Raw genomic sequence first — 20,892 nt, 5'->3', positions numbered from 1 at the left:
GTATGCGGGCTGGCTTGTCTGGGATAAATACTTGCCAGTCGCGCAGAATGATCTGATCATGACTGCCATGAGTTTACAAGAATGTTTCCGTTATGCAGCAAATACTTAGCCAGATTTCCCTGAGTGGCCATGACCTCACAACGATGGGGCTGGACCTGTTTCTGGGGTTGTTCATTCTGGTGTTAATGCGATGGGCGTATTCGCTGTGGGTGCGTATCGATTTTCGCGAAGAATTAGCACGCAAGGATAATTTTGCGTTGGGGATCAGCATCGCAGGGGCCCTGCTATCCATTGCCATGCTGATCACCGCAGTGGTCAGTAGCTTTACCATGATGGCCTATCAGCAAATGGCGATAAAACTGATTAGCTATGGCCTGGTTGGTATATTGCTGATCAAAGTGGGCCGGGTTGCCCATGACCGCCTGGTTCTCAGTCGCTTTAACAAGCACGACCAAATTATGCAGGGCAATATCAGCATTGCCTTCGTCGATGCAGCCGGTGCAATCGCCATGGCACTGATCGTGTCTTCGGTTTTACGCTGGACCCGCAGTATTGATATCAATGGCCTGATTGCCATCGCATCTGGCTTTGTCGTTGCGCTAACCATGATTTTACTGACGACCCGTGCGGTAGAGCATCATTACGCGGCAAATAACCAGAATGATGATATGCAGGACGCACTGGTACGCGGGCAGTTCGCGCTGGCGGTTCGCCATGCCGGGCAAATTCTCGGGGTATCCATTGCGGTATCGGCCGGTGAACATATTATTCAGTATCAGCCACAGGCCTATGTGAATAACCTGTTGAGCTGGTTACTGGTTGCGACTGTCCTGACAATCACCAGTGTGGTGCTGACACTGATTGCCAAACGCATCGTGTTATTTGGTATCAATCTGGTACGTGAAGTGGATCATCAGCACAATGTCGGCATCGCCAGTATTGAAATGATTCTAAGCATTGGCATGGCCATGTTACTCAGAGGTGTCGTAAGCGTATGAAACTGGTCGACCGCCACGGCAATGCCCTGAAGCCGTTTGATATCGGCATGATGCTGCTGTCACTGGTGGCGGTTGTGCTGGTCAGCGTGTTGTTACTCGTCCCGTTAGAAGACGACGTACGTAACTATCTGCTGACCATGGATACCTTTATCTGCCTGATCTTTCTGGCACATTTTCTGTTCAACTGGCTCACTGCCGACTCCCCGCTAACGTATCTGAAGCATCATTGGATCGACTTAATTGCCAGTATCCCCGCGGTGGAGCCGTTTCGGCTGGCGCGCTTTTTACAGGTATTCCGGGTTATCCGCCTGCTGCGCGCTGCCCACTACAGCCTGCTGCCAACCTTTAAAGCGCGAATTCAGACCACGCTGGCCACCCTGATGGCGGTATTGATTGTGGTGATCGGTGGTGCCGGACTGTCTATTTATCTGGTCGAACATAACGCGCCCGGTGCCATGATCAAAACCGCTGAAGATGCCCTATGGTGGTCGCTGGTGACTATCTCCACCGTAGGCTACGGCGATTTTTACCCGGTCACCACCACTGGCCGGATTATTGCGGTACTGCTGATTATGAGTGGCGTGAGTTTATTCGGCGTTATCTCCGGTTATCTGGTGTCACACTTTATAACGCCGGATGAAGACGACCAGTTAGCCCTGCAAAGTAAACGCCTGAGCCGTATTGATGTGCAGGTAGAAGACCTGACCCATTCGGTCAATCGTCTGCATGAAAAACTCGATCAATTGCTGGCCGACAAAGCCCGCAGTAGCGAAGATAAATAATCCTCACTGTCCACCGGTAAGGGTTGCGTGCCCGCGATTATTGCCAGCTTGGTTTGGCGGTTTTGCTGCTTAATCCAGTATTCGGTTTGCGCCGCGCTACGTCTGTCCGCCAAGGCATGACAAAACACCAGCTCCAATGGCCCTTTGCCAATCAGTGCCTTAGCGCCCTTACCCTGTGCGTGTTGCAAAAACCGACGCTTGGGATCGACTGTGATACCGGTATAAAGCTGATTCAACCGATTCCGGATCAGATACACAAACCAGCGCTGTGCCGAGTCAGTCATAGGTCGCCCACCCTGTGTGGCAAATGGCTATGTAAATAGTCCACCAGCATCGCCACTTTCGGCGCCAACTGGCGGTTCTGACTATATACCGCCCATACGCCTTCACTTGCGTCCCGATAATCGGCCAGCACTTCACGCAACTGGCCGCTGGCCAGCGCCTCTTTCACATAATAATCCGGCAGTTGTACCAGCCCTAAGCCCTGCCTGGCGGCATCCAGCAGTGCGCTGCCAGAATTGCAGCGCAAGCGCCCATGCACCCGCATGGTTCTTAACTTACCCTGTTCCTGAAAGCGCCACACATCCAGACTGCCGAGCAGGCACTGATGACGCGACAAGTCCTGTAAACGCAGTGGTGTGCCATGGGCGTTTAAATAAGCGGGTGAGCCACATACGTAGACCTGACGATTGGCCAGGCGCCGCGCGATCAGGCTGGAGTCGGCCAGGCGACCGAGGCGCACCGCCACATCCACATTATGCTCAAGCAAATCCAGAGTTTGATTGGTCAGTACCAAATCCAGTTCCAGCTGCGGATACTGCTGCATAAAACGATTGAGCAGTGGCGCAATATAACGCTCACCATAGGTGACAGGTGCGGTAACCCTCAGCTTGCCCGCCGGACTTTGCTGCAGTTGCTGCAACGCCTGCTGTGCCTGTTGCAGCCCATCCACCAGCACCCGGCAATGTTGATAAAACAACTGCCCGGCTTCAGTCATCGTCACTTTGCGTGTGGTGCGGTTCAGTAACCTTACTGCCAGCGTCGCTTCCAGCGTGGCAACCTTACGGCTGATATTCACCACCGAGCACTGCAGTCGTCTGGCCGCACCGGTAAAGGAGCCGGCGTCGACCACCGCAACAAACTCATTAACTCCTTCCCAATCCTGCATTTATTTCATATTTGTAATAATAATTTTCATTACAACAGGATTATCCACAATAAGCGCTCACGTACAATCCCAATAAAACCCGGCGCGTTGCTCATCGCACGCTATGCTGATTACTTTACTTATCATAAGGATCCCCTATGCCACTGGAACTGCAACTTGGCCAAACCTCCATTAAAACCCGTGCGGCTGTGGCCTGGAAAGCCGGCGCACCACTGAGCATTGAAGAAGTCGATTTGGCGCTGCCGAAAAAAGGCGAAGTGCTGGTACGCATCGTCGCCACCGGCGTGTGTCACACCGATGCCTACACCCTTTCCGGCGATGACCCGGAGGGATTGTTTCCGGCCATCCTCGGTCATGAAGGTGGCGGTATCGTTGAAATGGTGGGCGAAGGTGTCACCTCTGTGGCGGTCGGTGATCATGTGATTCCGCTCTACACTCCGGAATGTGGCCAGTGTAAGTTTTGCTTATCGGGCAAAACCAATTTATGCCAGGCGATCCGCACCACGCAGGGCAAAGGCCTGATGCCCGATGGCACCAGTCGTTTCAGTAAAGATGGGCAAACCATCTACCACTATATGGGTACCTCGACCTTCTCCGAATACACCGTTTTGCCAGACATCGCACTGGCAAAAATTCCGAAGCAAGCTCCGCTGGAAAAGGTCTGTTTGCTGGGCTGTGGCGTCACCACTGGCATGGGTGCGGTAACTAATGCGGCGCGTGTTCAGCCTGGCGATACCGTTGCCGTGTTCGGGCTCGGTGGCATTGGCCTGAGTGTGATTTTGGGTGCGGTAATGGCAAAAGCCGGGCGGATTATTGCCATCGATATCAATGAAGATAAATTCACTATCGCTAAACAACTGGGTGCCACCGACTGTATCAATCCAGCGGACTACGACAAGCCGATTCAGGAGGTGATTGTTGAGATGACCGACGGCGGCGTGGACTGGTCCTTTGAATGTATTGGTAATGTCAAAGTTATGCGCTCGGCGCTGGAATGCTGCCACAAAGGCTGGGGCGAGTCCGTAATCATTGGCGTAGCCGGTGCAGGACAGGAAATCTCGACTCGTCCATTCCAGTTGGTGACGGGCCGGGTATGGCGTGGTACCGCGTTTGGGGGCGTAAAAGGCCGCTCGCAACTGCCGGAATATGTGCAGCGGTATCTGGATGGCGAGTTTGAGTTGGATACCTTTATTACTCATACCATGGGGTTGGAGGATATTAACCATGCCTTTGACCTGATGCATGAAGGTAAGTCTATTCGTAGTGTGGTGCACTTCTGATGACCAACCTTGAACCTATCGCCAGTCACCGCCTGCATGACGGTTGGCAACGTCAGTACAAACATCAGTCGGCGGTGCTGAACTGTACGATGCAGTTTTCAGTGTACTTACCGCCACAGGCGGAGCATCAGGCCCTGCCGGTGTTGTACTGGTTGTCCGGCCTGACCTGCACTGACGAGAACTTTTCGCAAAAATCCGCGGCGCAGCGCGCCGCCGCTGAACATGGCATTATTCTGGTCATTCCGGACACCAGCCCGCGTGGCGATGACGTGGCGGATGATGACGCCTACGATTTGGGTAAAGGTGCGGGGTTCTATCTCAATGCCACCCAGGCGCCGTGGTCAGCGCACTATCGCATGGCAGATTACGTGGTCGAAGAATTGCCGGCATTGATCACCCAGGCATTTAATACCAATGGTCGTGCATCTATTTCAGGCCACAGTATGGGCGGTCATGGGGCGCTGACGCTGGCGATTAAACACCCGCAAAACTATTGCTCAGTGAGTGCCTTCGCGCCCATCGTCTCCCCCACTACTTGCCCCTGGGGGCAAAAAGCGTTTAACGCGTACCTGGGTGACGATCAGGCTCAATGGGCTGATTTCGATGCGTGTTTGTTATTGAAAAAGCACGGGCTGAAGCTGCCGGTCAAAATTGATCAGGGGCTGGCAGATAATTTTCTCGACTCGCAACAACTGACCAAACCGTTTGAGCAACAGTGTCAGCAACAACAGGTCGCAGCAGATATCCAGTACCATGATGGCTATGACCATAGCTACTATTTCATTAGCAGCTTTATTGATGCACATATCGCGTTCCATGCGCAGGCATTGCACAAACCAGGCTAGCCAAATCCGCTTGGGAGCCGATTTAGCCCTTTCTTTTTGTGGTTAAATCGGCAACCATTGGCGCAGTTTTTTCTCAACAGGCAGTCTCGTTGTGGCACAGCTCTACTTCTACTATTCGGCAATGAATGCCGGCAAATCCACCTCTTTACTCCAGTCTGCATATAACTACCGTGAGCGCGGTATGCATGTGGCGCTGTACACCGCCGCCCTGGACGACCGCTTTGGTAAAGGCTTAATTGCCTCGCGCATTGGTCTTAAGGCCGAAGCCAGTCTGTTCAATGAAGAAACCAATCTGTTTAAAGAAATGCATAAGCTGCACAATCAGCAGCCACTGGATTGCGTGTTTATTGATGAGGCGCAGTTCCTTTCCAAACAGCAGGTCATGCAGCTGACCCAGGTGGTGGATGAACTGGATATCCCGGTATTGGCTTACGGCCTGCGAACCGACTTCACCGGCGAAACCTTTAGCGGTAGCAAATACCTGCTGGCCTGGTGCGACAAGATGGTCGAGCTAAAAACCGTCTGTCATTGCGGGCGCAAGGCCAATTTTGTGGTACGCATGGATGAAAACGGCAATGCAGTGCGCGATGGCGAACAGGTCGCCATTGGTGGCAACGACCAGTATGTCTCCATGTGCCGTAAACATTTTCGCGATCTCGTCTGGTAAAAATTCATCAGGTGGCATCATCCGATGCCACTATTCCGACCACTTCTGTATCCTGCGCCAGCGTTGAGTTGTAGAAAAAATCAGTTCAAATGCACGGCAATTTAACCTAATTAACACCTCGTTTTTGCTTGAAAATTAATCACATAGGGTTAGAGTCAGAGTATCGTCATGACGATACCGTCTGTACGCGGCAGCCCGGCACACTACTAAAACCATATGCCTTTATCGCCGCGATACGTTTAAAAATAATGATTCCAGGAACAACCCATGAAGTTAAAACATCTTACCCTATCTCTACTGTTAGCCGGTGGCTCACTGGCCACCAATGCCGTTGCTGTTAATGAACATGCCATTGCCCATGCCAACGACAACGCCAAGTTCTTACGCTGCGGCACACCTACCCCATCTGCTAAACAGGCAGAGTTGCGCGAAACCTATTTCCGCCAGTTACAGGGCAACCAAAAAGGTAAGCCAGGTGGTGGAAATGGCGGCGGCAACCAACCACGCCCGGACGGCTCGGTGGTCGTTGATGTGTATTTCCATGTGATCACCGATAGCAGTGGTAACGGCAATCTGTCATCGGGCACCGTCAACGCCCAGATGCAAGTATTGAACGAAGCGTATGCCAACACACCGTTTACCTTTAATCTGGTACAGGTTACCACCACGGCCAACAATAGCTGGTATACCGCAGGCTATGGCAGCGCAGCCGAGCGCGATATGAAATCTACCCTGCGTCAGGGTGATGCCGGCGATTTGAACTTCTATACCAACAATATGGGGGGCGGTTTACTGGGTTGGGCGACCTTCCCATCTGACTACGCCTCCAATCCGGAAAACGATGGCGTGGTAGTGCTGTTCTCGTCACTGCCTGGTGGCACGGCCGCTCCATACAACGAAGGCGATACCGGTACTCACGAAGTAGGTCACTGGCTTGGCCTGTATCACACCTTCCAGGGTGGTTGTGGCGGCAGCGGTGACTATGTCAGCGATACCCCTGCAGAGAAAAGCGCCGCATATGGTTGCCCGGTCGGTCGCGACTCCTGTACATCAGGTAAAAATGCCAGCGGTTTAGATCCTATCAACAACTTTATGGACTATACCGACGACGCCTGTATGTACGAGTTCAGCGAAGGTCAGGCACTGCGTGCCGATCAACAATCGCAAACCTTCCGCGGATTGTAATTACACCCACAAGGCTGCTTCGGCAGCCTTTTTATTTTGTCGAATTTTTACCCAGCCAATTTCACTTAATCGTTCGATTAAAATCCCTTGCTACTGTTAGCGCTTAGTATAAGATGCGCGCAAATTGCTGATAGCCAATCAGCGTCTGGGCTCCTCAAAGCGCCGGCGAGTAACTATTCAGAATAGATTGTCCACTGAGTGGGTAATGTTCTCTCAGTGCTCGCTAACCCACTGTACTGCCAACCGCAGTCGATTTGAGGATGCTATGCAGCTAAACCTGCTTGAAGTTATTCACACCCCTGCTGATTCGCTGGATCATCAGGACAGCCTGATCGAAGCCGAACGTATCAAACGTCTGGTCGCCATCCATGGCTCACCACTCTTGATCCTCGATTGCAATGCAGTCCGCCGTCAATACCGCGCTTTGCAGCAGGCCTTACCCGGTGTGCAATTGCACTATGCGCTCAAACCCCTGCCCCATGCAGATGTAGTCACTACCCTGATGGAAGAAGGCGCCTGTTTCGATTTAGCCACCAATGGAGAAGTGGATTTAGTCGCGTCACTGGGTGTTGCACCGACCAATACCATTCATACCCATCCCATCAAACGCGATAGCGATATTCGCCATGCGCTGGGTTTTGGTTGTAACACCCTGGTATTTGATAACCAGGATGAACTGCTGAAATTTGTGCCTTATCGCGATCAGGTCAAACTGTTACTGCGCGTGAGTTTCCGCAGTCTCGCCACCAAGGTGGATTTGTCCAAAAAGTTTGGCTGTCGCCCGGAAGATGCATTATCGCTGCTCGCGCAAGCGGCTGAACTGGGCATCTGCGTGACCGGGCTATCTTTCCATGTGGGCTCGCAAGCACTGGATCCGAGTAAGCATGTGGAAGCGATTCGTGCCTGTGGCGAGATTATCCGTCAGGCCGCTGAATTGGGTTTACCCTCATTAAATACCGTCGATATCGGTGGCGGGTTCCCGGTCGACTATGTCGAGCCGGTATTACCAATCGATACCTTCTGTGCACCGATTCGTGCCGCGCTGGCAACCTTGCCTGCGGGTACACGGTTGCTCGCCGAGCCGGGACGTTTTATTGCCGCTCCGGCCATGACCGCAGTCGCAACCGTGATGGGCAAAGCGCAGCGCGAAGGCAAGTGGTGGTATTACCTGGATGACGGTGTATATGGCTCATACAGTGGCATTTTGTTTGACCATACCCATTACCCAATTGATAGCCTGAATTTCTTCGGCGAGCGTCAGCCTTGTGTGCTGGCAGGCCCAACCTGCGACAGCATAGACGTGATTGAAGAAAATATTCTGCTGCCAGAATTACACAACGGTGATTTGATTATCGGCCGGATGATGGGGGCGTATACCTCTGCTACCGCCACAGAATTTAATTTCTTCCGCAAAGCCAGCATTGTGGTGATCAACCAAACCCACAATCAGGACTGCGCCGTGGTACCACTGTCCGCCTGATGACATACAAGAGCCCTCCGCCGAGGGCTTTTTTATTTGCGCCACCTATCCTTGCTACCCCTGCAGCATATCCCCTATTAACCTTTTCAAATGAATCACGGCATTCACTGAAAAGTGATCTATATTGTTGTTGTGTAAGTAAATTTTTATTCCTAACTACCAAAAGGATAAGTAATGAAGCGTTTAAATTCTTTACTCTGCGGCAGCCTGATGGCTCTGACTGCCATGGCAGGCACCTGTCACGCTGGCGTGGTATCGTCTGACGTGGTTATGCAACAACAGAAAAGTTTTTACGGCAAGGCACAGTTGATAGCTATGGTTGACAGAGCAGACGTCAATGCCAAATTGATTAGTCTCGGCGTCAATCGTGCCGACGCGATTGCACGCATCAATGCGTTAACTGATGAAGAAATTAACAAACTGAATCAGGAGTTAGAGTCAGCCCCGGCAGGCGGTATTGTCGGAGCGGTGTTAACCGTGCTGGCGATTATTGCTATTCTCGATCTGGTTGGCGTTACTGACGTGTACCCCTTTATCCGACCGATCAATAGCTAATGGTGCGTTATCTATCTCACTATGCCTGCTTATTAGCAGGCATTTTGTTGCTTGGCGGCTGCCAATCGAGATTATCCAGCGAGCAAATTGCGCCTTTACTAAATACACTGGATACCAGACAACACTACATAGCATCGGTACCTTTTTACCCACAGCAGGATTTTTACTGCGGCCCTACCACCTTAACCGAGGTATTTAACTTTTACGGGCACAACTACTCACCCGATGATATCGCGCCAAAGTTATTTATTCCTGAGCGGGAGGGCAGCTTACAGTTAGAAATGATCAGCGCGACCCGGCAACATGGTTTATTACCCTATGCAGAAACAGGCAATCTGCAGACCTTATTACAGCTATTGCGCGCCAATATTCCTGTCATCGTATTACAAAACCTCTCCATCCCCTGGTTTCCACAATGGCATTATGCGCTGGTGACAGGGTACGACATCGACGCACAAACCCTGCGTTTACATACCGGAGTAACGCCTGATCATGTGATGTCCTTTGCTCTGTTTGAAAAAACCTGGGCACGTGGCGGTCACTGGCTACTGGCACCGCTACAGACAACCAGCCGTAGTGACGGGATTGACCCCTTTGTGTATATCGGTGCCGCTTACGACATGATGACTGCCGCCAGCATGGACGAAGGACTGGCATTTATGCAACAGGCCACCACTTTGTGGCCGGATGACTGGCGCGGATACTTTTTTATCGCTAATGCCCACATTGCCAGCGAGCCATCAGTGGCCGCTAGCTGGTTTGCCAAAGGCTTTCAGGCCGGTAAAAACCAAGCCGCTTACGTAAACAATTATGCTTATGTGCTGGCTGAGTTAGGATGCAGGCAAAGCGCACTTGATATCATTACAGATGGCCTTGCACAATTTCCTGACAATACCGATCTTATCACCACCCAGCAGGAAATTCTGCAATCCCCGGCAGCTAGCCAATGCAAAGTCGTAGAAGCGGTCGGCGGTTAATCTGCGTAAACAACCCTAACAAAAAAGCCCACTGAAAAGTGGGCTTTTGGCATTGCACGCGTGAGCAGCAATTATTCTGGCGTTACCGCATTGTGATACACGTTCTGCACGTCGTCACAATCTTCCAGCATGGCTAAAAACTTGTCGTACATTGGCATATCATCTGCATTGATGGCATGTTCGGTCTGCGGTACGAAAGTAATCTCTTCCACGTCAAACGCAATATCCGGCATGGCTTCTGTCAGCGCCGTCTTAACCGCGAAAAACTCGGTGTGCGGAGCGAACACAGTAATGTTGCCATCTTCTGCTTCCACATCGGTCACATCCACATCCGCCATCATCAGGATTTCCAGAATTGCATCTTCGTCGTCACCGGCGAATGAGAAAATCGCCTGATGCTCGAACATATGTGATACCGCGCCAGACACGCCAATTTTGGCACCGGTTTTGGTAAAGCAGTTACGCACGTCGGTGATGGTACGGTTTGGATTGTCGGTCAGACAGTCAACAATCACCATAAAGCCACCCGGACCAAAGCCTTCGTAACGCGCCGGTGAATAATCTTCCCCTGCACCGCCAGTAGCTTTTTCGATGGCTTTATCGATAACGTGGCCAGGCACTTGGTCTTTCTTGGCTTTTTCGATCAGACGCTTGAGTGACTGGTTGGTCGCCGGGTCTGGACCGCCGTTTTTGGCGACCACGTAAATTTCTTTACCGTATTTGGAATAAACTTTGGTTTTTGCACCCGCCGTCTTCATCATGGATGCTTTGCGTACTTCGAAGGCTCGACCCATCGTTATCGTCTCTTGTTGCACTCGCTAATAATGGGCGCAGATTTTACCTATTTAATCGCCCGATACCAAATTTTGATGACTGCCAATCTGAATCTCGGCTGCTACAGGGTGTAATTAAATTGATAAAAGTGTTTGCCATTGGTGATTTCGATGCGCATCTGGCCTTTTAAGCTTTTCAGCTCTCCGGTTCCCGAGTCTGGGATCACCTCCAACAACTGGCGTTGATTGCCTTTATCCATCAAGCCAAAGTGCTGCAACACGAAACTGCCCTGTTTCCCATCCAGCGTGCCGCTAACCTGTTCTATTGCCACATACCCGGCAGAGCCTTTTTGCGCTGTCATGCAACTGAGCATTTCACCTTTCGAGGTGGCCGACAGTTCGCCGGAAAATACTTTGCTAATCGCCATGCGCCCGCTTTGCATGCCGCCCTCGCAGTGCAAATTGGTCTCCAGTGGCGTCAACTCTACTTTGAATTCACCCTTAATCTGGCTCACATTAACTCTCCCTGCTAAACAAACGGGTATCTAGTGATGGAAATTGCTCAAATGCGGGTTTGGCAAAATAGTAGCCCTGAAACAGGTCGATGCCACTATCCCGTAAACACGCATATTCTTCATAGGTTTCAATGCCTTCGGCAATTAATTGTGCATCGATTTGCTCACATAGTCCCACACAGGCGCGCACAATAGCCTGGCGTTTTTTGTCCTGATGCACGTTGCGGATCAAGGCCATATCCAGCTTAATCATATCCGGCTGAATATCTGCCAGTAGGTTCAAGCCCGAATAACCCGCACCAAAATCATCCAGCGCAGTTTTAAAACCTAACTCATGATACGAGTTAATAATGTTCTTGATGTGCTGCACATCGCGTAACTGTTCAGTTTCAGTAAACTCAAACACAATGCGACGGGTATCGAAGCCGTATTCCTGCGCGGCATTGAGCGTAGTGCGAATACATAGCTCGGGCCGATAGATGGCGTTTGGCATGAAATTAATATTTAACAGGCAATTATCGCTGAACTGACTCGCCAGCTCGATGGCTTTAACCCGGCAGGTTTGATCGAAGCGATAACGATTATGTTCATTTATTTGCGCTATGACCTGACCAGCAGATTCCCCATTCACCCCGCGCACCAGTGCTTCCTGGGCGAAGATACGCTGATTTACCGCATCGACAATGGGTTGAAACGCCATGCTTATGGCAAAGCCCAACGCCTCACCGCTGCGACACTGGGCACAGGACAGTTCACGAAAATCGCTGGGTTTACTCATGGGGTCGCTCATAAACACACCGGATTTCATTAGCTTACCACTTCGTACAGATTTTGTGCGAGTTGAAAAAAAACCGCCTGACGGCGGTTTTTTCAAAACTGGCTAAGCATTACGCAATGGAGGCCTGATAGATAGACTCAATGGTCGCATCCAACGTACTGTCAAAGTCGGCATCGCTTTGTTGTGCAGACAGGCCTTCAGTTAACGCTCGGCTGAAACTGGCGATCATGCCTTTGTTTTCTGCCAACTTCTGATTCGCCACTTCACGGCTGTAGCCACCCGACAACGCCACCACGCGCACTACACGCGGGTGAGCAATCAGTTCGGCGTAAAAATTGGCGTGACTGGGAATGGTTAATTTCAGCATTACCAACTGGCTGTCATCCAGACTATCCAAATGCTTAAGAATTGACGCTTTTAACAGGGTTTCTGCCGCTGCTTTGTCCGCAATATTAATATCAACTTCCGGCTCAATGATCGGCACTAAGCCCGCTGCGATAATTTGCTTGCCAACCGCAAACTGTTGCGCAACAACTTCTTCGATACCCACGCCATTGGCCGCTTTAATCACGGAACGCATTTTAGTACCAAACACATTCTGCGCATTGGCCTTGGCTAATAACGCATCAAGCTCTGGCATTGGCTTCATAAGCTGTACGCCATTTTGTTCATCGGCCAGACCTTTATCCACTTTCAGGAAAGGAACGACTTGTTTGTCCTGCCACAGGTAGGTCGCGGCGGGTTTACCGTTAAACTCACGTTCCAGGGTATTTTCAAAAAGAATGGCGCCGATAACACGCTCACCGCTAAAGGCCGGGCTGCTGACGATACGGCTACGCATGGCATGAACCATATCGAACATTTCAGCATCGTTTGCGTAAGCAGACTCGTCTACACCGTAAAGCTTCAGAGCTTTGGGGGTACTGCCACCACTTTGATCCAGCGCAGCGATAAATCCACCCTGGTTACGCATTTTATCCAGCATGGCCTGATTAACAGATGCCATAAATATCTCCTTTGCTTCATTTTACCGCCTGCACGGTAAGTGTTTTTTATGTGTAGGGTACAGCGGGTCTTTTGACCTCTTATTGTTGACAGGGCTAGTGTGTCACCCCTGTCAGGTCACGGCAAGCCTCAGGCTTTGCCGCGTTTTTCCAGCATGGCAACCGCCGGTAACACTTTGCCTTCGACGAATTCCAAAAATGCTCCACCACCGGTAGAGATGTAGGAAATCTTGTCGGCTAATTCATATTTGTCGATGGCCGCCAGCGTATCGCCACCACCGGCAATCGAAAACGCCTCACTGTCAGCGATGGCATGGGCCACGACTTCGGTGCCTTTGGCGAAATTATCAAACTCAAACACACCGCATGGGCCGTTCCACAAAATGGTTTTGGCGTTTTTGAGGGCATCGGCCATCTTTTGCGCTGTTTGCGGGCCATAATCGAGGATCTGCTCGTGATCCTGCACTTCATCCAGGTTCTTGACCGTCGCCGTCGCCGTTTCAGAAAACTCAGTGGCAACACGTACATCGATGGCTTCCGGAATATCCAGGGTATTCATCAGGTGCTGAGCCTGTGGGATCAGGTCTGCTTCATATAGGGATTTGCCCACATTGTGGCCGCGCGCAGCAATAAAGGTATTAGAAATACCACCACCAACAATCAACTGATCGCACACTTTGGATAGGGCTTCCAGCACGGTCAGCTTAGTGGATACTTTGGAGCCACCTACCACGGCCACCATCGGGCGCGCCGGGTTATGCAGGGCCTTGCCTAACGCGTCTAACTCATTGGCCAGCAATGGGCCAGCACAGGCAACCGGAGCAAACAACCCTACCCCATGGGTGCTGGCCTGCGCACGGTGCGCGGTACCAAATGCGTCCATCACAAACACATCACACAATGCCGCATACTGACGGGCAAGGGTTTCATTGTCTTTTCCCTCACCCGGGTTAAAGCGCACGTTTTCCAGCACCACCAGTTCACCGGCCGCCACGTCGACACCATCCAGATAATCGCTCACCAGACGGACCGGAAAATCCACCAGAGACTGCAAATGTGCCACCACAGGTTGCAGGGAGAATTCTGCCTCAGGCTTACCTTCTTCCGGTCGGCCCAGGTGTGACATCACCATAACTTTTGCACCGGCGTCGATTGCTGCCTGCAATGTCGGTAGTGCAGCGCGGATCCGCGCATCAGAGGTCACTTTGCCGTCTTTTACCGGTACGTTCAGATCTTCACGAATCAATACCCGTTTCCCGGCCAGATCCAAATCCATCATGCGTATAATTGCCATCGTGCGTCCTCTCTACTGATTCAAAGTTAATGCTTGCATCGCCTGTGCGGTATCCAACATACGATTGGCGAACCCCCACTCGTTGTCACACCACACCAGCGTTTTAATCAAATGTTTATGGCTTACCCTGGTTTGACTGCCATCCACGATGCTGGAATGCGGATCGTGATTAAAATCACAGGACACCAGTGGTTCCTCGGTGTAATCCAGGATCCCCTGTAATTCGCCTTCGCTTGCGGCTTTTAGTACCGCGTTAACTCGCTCGATATTCACCTGAGCGTCTACCGTTACGCTCAAATCCATCGCGGTCACGTTGATGGTTGGCACCCTTACCGCAATCGCTTCAAACTTACCGGCAAATTTGGGCAATATCCGCTCAATGCCGCGCGCCAGACGGGTATCCACCGGAATAATGGACTGACTGGCTGCCCGGGTACGGCGCAAATCAGGATGATACGCATCAATTACCTGCTGATCGTGCATTGAGGAATGAATGGTAGTGATAGTGCCACTGGTGACGCCAAAGTGGCGATCCAGTACTTCAATCACCGGCACGATACAGTTGGTGGTGCAGGAACCATTAGAAATCACATGGTGCTGCGGGCCGAGTAGCTGATGATTGACACCAAACACCACGGTGGCGTCCATATCCCCGCTGCCGGGCTGGGCAAATAACACCTTTTTCGCCCCTTGGCGCAGATGCTTTTCGCCGTCTGCGCGGGATGAAAATGCGCCGGTACATTCCAGCACGATATCCACATCCAGCTCACCCCAATTGAGCTGATCTATATCGGCAAAACGGGTTAACTGAATGGCATCGTCTGCCACCTTCAGCACATCACCTTCGAGGGCAACCGGAAAGGCAAAGCGACCATGGGTAGTGTCGTATTTGAGTAAATGCGCGACGCCAACAGGCTCGGCTAATTCATTGATGGCAACCACCTGAATCTGTTGATGGCGGCCACTTTCATATAACGCGCGCAACACGCTGCGGCCGATTCGGCCAAAACCATTTATGGCTACGCGCAGAGGTGGGGTACTGGTATTCGTCAAGGCTCAGCCTGTAAGGCGTATTTTTGAGCGGCTATTCTGCCGTTTGTCGCCCCGTTCGGCAAGCCAAACACCGAGATTAATGGGTGAAAAAAAGCCGTGCAGCCCCAGTGGCAGAGCGGCACGGCGTAAGGCGGTCAGCCCGGATGGAAACGGCATGACAGCAGTTCGGGTTAACAAACAGCAACGACATGGGACGTTGCCTGATAACTACAGCAAGATTGACACCAAGAATAAAAATCATATTTTTCAATGTGTTATATTTCTATGCATGAGATAATAAACATCGCGCGACCCAACTTCGGGCAATGGGCACCATGGCAGTGCAGCCCGGGTTAAAAAATCCTCACTGCATCAGACAATTAGTAGTTTTCACTGTTGCTTTTTTGCGCGATAGTGGGCATCACCAAGTTCCGCAACGCCGTTGTAGACGGAATTCATAATCACAATCAGGAGCCAATCATCATGTTAGAAAATATCAATATGCAGGAAATGATGGATACCTACATCATTCCGTGGGCCATCAATATCGGCATGGCATTGCTGATTTATATCGTCGGTAAAATTGTTGTGGGTGTGCTGATCAGAGTGCTTGGCACGCTGTTGGAAAAAGCCAAATACGACACCATGCTGGTGAGCTTTATTAAAGCCATCGCCAATTCGGTGTTGATGCTGTTTGTGATCGTCGCCTCGTTAAATGAGTTGGGCGTCGATACCACCTCTCTGGTGGCGTTATTGGGTGCGGCTGGTTTGGCAATTGGTTTGTCATTGCAAGGTTCACTGCAGAACTTCGCTGCCGGCGTGATGCTGCTGGTGTTTAAGCCATTCCGTGCGGGAGATTTCATTGAAGCCGGCGGCGCAACCGGGGTGGTCGAAGGGATCAGTATCTTTACCACCCAAATCAAGACCGGTGACAACAAGTCGGTGATTGTGCCCAATGGCAGTATCTATGGTGGCAATATTACCAATTACTCCGCGAAGCCGACGCGCCGGGTGGATATGACCTTCGGCATCAGTTATGACAGTGACTTACGCAAAGCCAAAGCCATTTTGGAAGAGATGATGGGCGCCGATGAACGCATCCTGAAAGATCCAGCCCCGGTCGTGGCAGTCGCTGCACTGGCAGACTCCAGCGTTAACTTTGTGTGTCGTCCCTGGGTGAATTCCCCCGATTACTGGGCTGTTTTCTGGGATATGCAGGAAAAAGTTAAACTGCGTTTTGATGAAGAAGGCATTGTTATCCCCTTCCCACAAATGGATGTACATGTGCACAAGCCAGAATAAGCATTTACTGCAGATAAAAGCCGGCATTTGCCGGCTTTTTTATTGCCACGCAGGTATAGCTTTTGCTTATAGTTGTTTTTCACTCATGGGAGTACACCATGCATATCAAACTGGATGATTTATGCACAGAGGATATTGCCGACTTTTTACAGGCCCATCTGGCCGACATGCGCGCAACCTCTCCCCCGGAAAGTAAACATGCTTTGGATCTTGATGCCTTGCGTCAGCCTGACATTAAGTTCTGGTCCGCACGGTCTGAAAACCAGATAGCCGGCTGTATCGCCCTGAAGCGACTGGGTCACAGCGACGGTGAAATCAAGTCCATGCGCGTCGCACCACAATGGCGCGGCATGGGGCTTAGCGCCAGTTTACTTGCCGTTCTCGAACAACATGCCAGAGATGCAGGCATTCGTGCGTTGTGGCTGGAAACCGGCAGCATGGCATTTTTCGCCCCGGCACGGCGTTTTTATTTGCGCATGGGGTTTAGCGAGTGCGCACCATTTGCCCAATACAAACCGGATCCAAATAGCGTTTTTATGTCCAAGTTATTGATTTAGTTAGCTTGTTCCAGCCTTCTGCACTAGTATTCAAGGCAATAAACTGCATGGACTGAGTCACAATGCAAACCAACAACCGGGTAGAATTTCGCTTTTTAGCCGAACCCACCGACGTCAATTTTGGCGGCAAGGTACACGGCGGTATGGTGATGAAATGGATCGATCAGGCCTCCTACGCCTGCGCTGCGCAGTGGAGTCGACGCTATTGTGTGACTGTGTCCGCCAACGCGATTCGGTTTATACGGCCAATTCTGGTTGGGCAAATGGTTACCGTCAAAGCACGGATTGTGCATACCGGTCGCACCAGCATGCATATCTATGTGTCGGTCAAAGCAACTGATCCCAAGTCCCCTAGCGAGCATGTCACCAATCGCTGCTTTATTACCTTTATGGCGCTGGATGAAGGTGGTTACCCAAGTGAAGTCCCGCCATGGGTGCCTGACAGTGAAGAAGACAAAAAGCTCGAACGGGTAGCCATCCGCGCCAAGGATTTTGCCAAAGATCTGGACGCTGAGTTTGCTGAGCAACTGGGCTGGAAGTAGTCGTCTGCCATTAATCACCTGATTTCTAAGATAAATAGCAGTATTTTTGCTCGCTTTGTCCAGCGGACAATCGGTAGGCTGTTGGCCGCATAATCAGGACAGGCAGTGAAAATGTTCAGGCAATACACACAGAGTATTTTAACCGGCATGCCAGCCAATCGGCTGCTGGCACTAGATGTTTTCCGCGGCTTAACCATTACCGCCATGGTGCTGGTCAATAATCCTGGTAGCTGGTCACACGTTTATGCGCCGTTGCTGCATGCAAATTGGCATGGCTGGACGCCAACGGATCTCATTTTCCCGTTTTTCGTGTTTATCATGGGCGTCTCCATCGCCATCGTAACCCAGCGTTTGCAAGCGCAAGGCACAAGGTTTGCTGAAGTGTTTAGCGCGAGCTTAATCCGCAGTCTTAAACTCATCGGTCTGGGGTTATTTTTAGCGCTGTTCTTTTATAACTTTCGCGCAGCGGACTACAGCTGGATTGACCAACGTTTGCTGCAAATTCGCCTCCCCGGTGTGCTACAACGCCTAGGCGTTGTCTTTTTATTAACCACCATCATTGTTTATCACTGGCGCTTGAAGGGCCAGCTGGTCTGGATGCTGAGCCTGTTGATTGGCTATTGGTTACTACTGGTATTTGTCCCCTACCCTCTGCCGGATGGCAATATGACGCAGGGCATGTTAGCCCATGGCAATAGCCTGGTAGCCTATGTGGATGCGCAGGTTTTCGGTGCAGAGCATGTATATTACCGTCAGGCCACTCCATACCCGTTTGATCCGGAAGGATTACTCAGCACGCTACCCGCGATGGCCAGCGCGCTAAGCGGCGTAATGTGCGGCCGCGCATTACTCGCCACTCAATGGACTTTGCAGCAAAAAGCCATGCGCTTGTTAGGCGTGGGGCTGGTGTTAATCGCATTGGCTTATGTGTGGGATCTGTCCCTACCGATAAACAAGGCACTATGGACATCCAGCTATGTGTTGTTAACCACTGGCATGGCCTGTGTGTTACTGGCGGCATTGCTATGGATGTTGGATATACAAGGCTGGACACAGTGGAGCGCGCCATTTGTGGTATTCGGCGTCAACGCCATCGCGTTTTATATGTTTTCGGCCATCCTTGCCCGGCTGCTGATGATGCTGCCAGTGGCCGACACTAGCGCCGGCAATTGGTTATATCAGTCTTTATTCCAACCTCTTTTTGGGGATAAGCCCGGCTCGCTGGCTTATGCTATGTGCTTTTGCGCCCTGTGCTACGTGGCCATGCACATCCTCTACCAACGCAGAATTTTCCTTAAGGTGTAATCACCGGATAATTGCTATTACCCCAATCGCTGTGTGGATTGGCCAGCATGATACGAATAATAATCGGGATCATTTGCGCCAGTATCGCACAGCCATCGCGCAACTGATGGCGGTTTATCTTGCTGTTCCAGGTGGCACCGCCATGTACGATTTGATTACGCAAGGTATACAGACGGGAAAAGACCACCCCTAATACTTTGTCGTCTTTTTTTGCACTTAATGCCTGAATCGCCGTTTGATTTGCTCGAGAGAACTTAGTCAGAAAGGCATCCTGGCTAATCTGACCATTCTGAAAATCCCAGAACGGCTGAAAGATATATTTATTATTTAGCAACACCCGGATTGCCTGAGGGAAGGTTTCCCACAAAGAAGTGTAGATGTGTTGATCTTTATCCAGTGAGCAGAGCATCACAAAGAAATCGTTATACTGTTTGGACTCTGACTCCGATGCATCGGAGATGTTCTGGGCATAGGCGGCATTAAACGCAATCCAGTAAAATATAAAACGGCTGTCCAAATCCGTCATTTGCTCAGCATGGTTAAACCAGCTTAGTGCTCGGTGGATTCGTAGATTGAGGGTGTCAGGGAATGTATCCCTGACACGACGATGGGCGTTCTTCAGCTCGAGATAAGCCATGTTGCTTCCTTGTCCGAAATGTGACAAACCATCGTCACGATAACCCATAGTGAGGACAGGACTGCAACAAAGTCAAGGCCGTTCAAAAACTAAACCACCTTGACTGTAAACAATGGTCTTATTTACCCGAGTATGTATTCAATTTCTTTTATTTCACCTTCTGTCAGATTCAGATGGCTTTGCGCCGCTACGATATCCTCAATCTGCGCAACTTTGCTCGCACCAATTATCACCGAACACACGGATGCCTGACGATGCAACCAGCAGATTGCCAATTGCGCCATGGTTTGGCCACGTCGCTGGGCGATGGCATTAAGTGCCTGTACTTTGGCGATTTTGTCAGCACTGACCTGCTCTGCATTTAAAAACGGGTTGTTGCCATCCGCGGCGCGCGAGTCAGATGGGATACCCTGCAAATATTTATTGGTGAGTAACCCTTGTGCCAGTGGTGAATAGGGAATGCAGCCAATGCCGAGGTTCCCCAGCTCCACATGCAGATTATCCTCTTCTGTCCAACGATCGAACATCGAATAGCGCGGTTGATGCAACACACAAGGTGTGCCCAGATCTTTGAGGATAGCCGCGGCACGCCGGGTCTCTGCCGCATTGTAATTAGACAGTCCTACATACAACGCTTTACCGGCACGTACCACACTGTCCAGTGCACCCATGGTTTCTTCCAGCGGAGTGTGTGGATCGGGTCGATGTGAATAAAACACATCCACATAGTCCAGTTGCATGCGCTTCAGACTTTGATCCAGACTACTGATTAGGTACTTGCGAGATCCCCATTCTCCGTAGGGACCATCCCACATGTGGTAGCCAGCCTTAGTGGAGATAATCAGTTCGTCCCGATGCTGCCGCAGGTCGCTGTGTAATACCTTGCCGAAATTAGTCTCTGCACTGCCCGGTGATGGCCCGTAATTATTCGCCAAATCAAAATGCGTGATGCCTAAATCAAAGGAACGCAGCAGCATATCCCTAGCAGTATCGAACGGAGCGGTATCACCAAAGTTATGCCACAACCCCAATGAGACGAAGGGTAACTTTAACCCGCTGTTTCCACATCGTTTATACACCATGTCCTGATAGCGGTTGGTGGCGGCCTGATAGCTCATAATTTTCTCTGATAGCAATTCGGTTTCCACTAGCATAACCAAATTCATCCTTCGGATCAGGCAAGTATTAAATGAATTCGTGTGTAAGCGTCGATGCT

General features: G+C 51.0%; 23 protein-coding genes. 13 read left to right on the top strand and 10 right to left on the bottom strand.

What is annotated here, in order from left to right; genetic code table 11:
* Positions 1–92 precede the first annotated feature (92 nt).
* A complete protein-coding gene (locus tag TK45_RS11825; protein WP_131259037.1) occupies positions 93–998 on the top strand; it encodes a DUF350 domain-containing protein in 906 nt (301 codons plus the stop codon).
* Positions 995–1,780 (top strand): potassium channel family protein, encoded by a 786-nt coding sequence (locus tag TK45_RS11820; protein ID WP_131259036.1) that lies wholly within the window; start codon positions 995–997, stop codon positions 1,778–1,780. The genes TK45_RS11825 and TK45_RS11820 overlap by 4 nt, the downstream gene beginning before the upstream one ends.
* Here the strand turns inward: TK45_RS11820 and TK45_RS11815 are convergent.
* Together TK45_RS11815 and TK45_RS11810 are read right to left on the bottom strand one after the other, a co-directional pair.
* Complete coding sequence (locus TK45_RS11815) at positions 1,738–2,064, bottom strand: GIY-YIG nuclease family protein (RefSeq protein ID WP_131259035.1); 327 nt, start codon at positions 2,062–2,064, stop codon at positions 1,738–1,740. The genes TK45_RS11820 and TK45_RS11815 overlap by 43 nt on opposite strands.
* Positions 2,061–2,948, bottom strand: coding sequence for a LysR family transcriptional regulator (locus TK45_RS11810; protein ID WP_131259034.1), 888 nt, complete (start codon positions 2,946–2,948; stop codon positions 2,061–2,063). The genes TK45_RS11815 and TK45_RS11810 overlap by 4 nt, the downstream gene beginning before the upstream one ends.
* 137 nt (positions 2,949–3,085) lie before the next feature.
* Between TK45_RS11810 and TK45_RS11805 the strand changes: the two genes are divergently transcribed.
* From TK45_RS11805 to TK45_RS11775, 7 genes are all read left to right on the top strand, one after another.
* Positions 3,086–4,228, top strand: a complete 1,143-nt coding sequence (locus TK45_RS11805; protein WP_131259033.1) for an S-(hydroxymethyl)glutathione dehydrogenase/class III alcohol dehydrogenase — start codon at positions 3,086–3,088, stop codon at positions 4,226–4,228.
* On the top strand, positions 4,228–5,073 hold the full coding sequence (gene fghA / locus TK45_RS11800) for an S-formylglutathione hydrolase (RefSeq protein WP_131259032.1): 846 nt from the start codon (positions 4,228–4,230) through the stop codon (positions 5,071–5,073). Before TK45_RS11805 ends, fghA begins: the two co-directional genes overlap by 1 nt.
* A 91-nt stretch (positions 5,074–5,164) precedes the next feature.
* Positions 5,165–5,740, top strand: a complete 576-nt coding sequence (locus tag TK45_RS11795) for a thymidine kinase (RefSeq protein WP_131259031.1) — start codon at positions 5,165–5,167, stop codon at positions 5,738–5,740.
* A gap of 267 nt (positions 5,741–6,007) precedes the next feature.
* Positions 6,008–6,925 (top strand): zinc metalloprotease, encoded by a 918-nt coding sequence (locus TK45_RS11790; protein ID WP_131259030.1) that lies wholly within the window; start codon positions 6,008–6,010, stop codon positions 6,923–6,925.
* A gap of 265 nt (positions 6,926–7,190) precedes the next feature.
* Entirely contained in the window at positions 7,191–8,405 is a 1,215-nt protein-coding gene (locus tag TK45_RS11785) for a type III PLP-dependent enzyme (protein WP_131259029.1), read from the top strand.
* 174 nt (positions 8,406–8,579) lie between these two features.
* Complete coding sequence (locus tag TK45_RS11780; RefSeq protein WP_131259028.1) at positions 8,580–8,960, top strand: PA2779 family protein; 381 nt, start codon at positions 8,580–8,582, stop codon at positions 8,958–8,960.
* Positions 8,960–9,937 (top strand): PA2778 family cysteine peptidase, encoded by a 978-nt coding sequence (locus tag TK45_RS11775; protein WP_131259027.1) that lies wholly within the window; start codon positions 8,960–8,962, stop codon positions 9,935–9,937. Before TK45_RS11780 ends, TK45_RS11775 begins: the two co-directional genes overlap by 1 nt.
* A 71-nt stretch (positions 9,938–10,008) precedes the next feature.
* On the opposite strand, the gene TK45_RS11770 is transcribed toward TK45_RS11775, so the two are convergent.
* The 6 genes from TK45_RS11770 to epd form a co-directional block, all read right to left on the bottom strand.
* On the bottom strand, positions 10,009–10,731 hold the full coding sequence (locus TK45_RS11770; protein WP_131259026.1) for a YebC/PmpR family DNA-binding transcriptional regulator: 723 nt from the start codon (positions 10,729–10,731) through the stop codon (positions 10,009–10,011).
* A 101-nt stretch (positions 10,732–10,832) separates the two neighbouring features.
* A complete protein-coding gene (locus TK45_RS11765; RefSeq protein ID WP_254426604.1) occupies positions 10,833–11,225 on the bottom strand; it encodes a DUF3224 domain-containing protein in 393 nt (130 codons plus the stop codon).
* Position 11,226: 1 nt separating this feature from the next.
* On the bottom strand, positions 11,227–12,003 hold the full coding sequence (locus TK45_RS11760; RefSeq protein ID WP_131259024.1) for an EAL domain-containing protein: 777 nt from the start codon (positions 12,001–12,003) through the stop codon (positions 11,227–11,229).
* A 109-nt stretch (positions 12,004–12,112) separates the two neighbouring features.
* Positions 12,113–13,009 carry a fructose bisphosphate aldolase gene (locus TK45_RS11755; RefSeq protein WP_131259023.1) on the bottom strand — a complete coding sequence of 299 codons (897 nt, stop codon included), beginning with the start codon at positions 13,007–13,009 and terminating at the stop codon, positions 12,113–12,115.
* Positions 13,010–13,137: 128 nt separating this feature from the next.
* The gene (locus TK45_RS11750; RefSeq protein WP_131259022.1) at positions 13,138–14,301 is read right to left on the bottom strand and encodes a phosphoglycerate kinase; all 1,164 of its coding nucleotides are present in this window, start codon (positions 14,299–14,301) and stop codon (positions 13,138–13,140) included.
* 12 nt (positions 14,302–14,313) lie between these two features.
* Positions 14,314–15,354, bottom strand: a complete 1,041-nt coding sequence (epd, locus tag TK45_RS11745) for an erythrose-4-phosphate dehydrogenase (RefSeq protein ID WP_254426603.1) — start codon at positions 15,352–15,354, stop codon at positions 14,314–14,316.
* Positions 15,355–15,816: 462 nt separating this feature from the next.
* Here epd and TK45_RS11740 point away from each other — a divergent pair, with 462 nt between their 5' ends.
* From TK45_RS11740 to TK45_RS11725, 4 genes are all read left to right on the top strand, one after another.
* Entirely contained in the window at positions 15,817–16,635 is an 819-nt protein-coding gene (locus TK45_RS11740; protein ID WP_254426602.1) for a mechanosensitive ion channel family protein, read from the top strand.
* A gap of 98 nt (positions 16,636–16,733) precedes the next feature.
* A complete protein-coding gene (locus tag TK45_RS11735; RefSeq protein ID WP_131259021.1) occupies positions 16,734–17,192 on the top strand; it encodes a GNAT family N-acetyltransferase in 459 nt (152 codons plus the stop codon).
* Positions 17,193–17,254: 62 nt separating this feature from the next.
* Complete coding sequence (locus tag TK45_RS11730; RefSeq protein WP_131259020.1) at positions 17,255–17,734, top strand: acyl-CoA thioesterase; 480 nt, start codon at positions 17,255–17,257, stop codon at positions 17,732–17,734.
* Positions 17,735–17,845: 111 nt separating this feature from the next.
* Complete coding sequence (locus TK45_RS11725) at positions 17,846–19,039, top strand: acyltransferase family protein (RefSeq protein WP_131259225.1); 1,194 nt, start codon at positions 17,846–17,848, stop codon at positions 19,037–19,039.
* Here TK45_RS11725 and TK45_RS11720 read toward each other — a convergent pair.
* Positions 19,029–19,676 carry a HEPN domain-containing protein gene (locus TK45_RS11720; protein ID WP_131259019.1) on the bottom strand — a complete coding sequence of 216 codons (648 nt, stop codon included), beginning with the start codon at positions 19,674–19,676 and terminating at the stop codon, positions 19,029–19,031. The genes TK45_RS11725 and TK45_RS11720 overlap by 11 nt on opposite strands.
* Positions 19,677–19,798: 122 nt before the next feature.
* Positions 19,799–20,830, bottom strand: coding sequence for an aldo/keto reductase (locus tag TK45_RS11715; protein ID WP_305764519.1), 1,032 nt, complete (start codon positions 20,828–20,830; stop codon positions 19,799–19,801).
* Positions 20,831–20,892 lie beyond the last annotated feature (62 nt).

Source organism: Bowmanella sp. JS7-9 (assembly GCF_004329715.1).
Classification (GTDB): Bacteria; Pseudomonadota; Gammaproteobacteria; order Enterobacterales; family Alteromonadaceae; genus Pseudobowmanella; species Pseudobowmanella zhangzhouensis.
The sequence above is the reverse complement of the archived record's forward strand: the minus strand, read 5'-3'. Positions and strand labels throughout refer to the sequence as shown.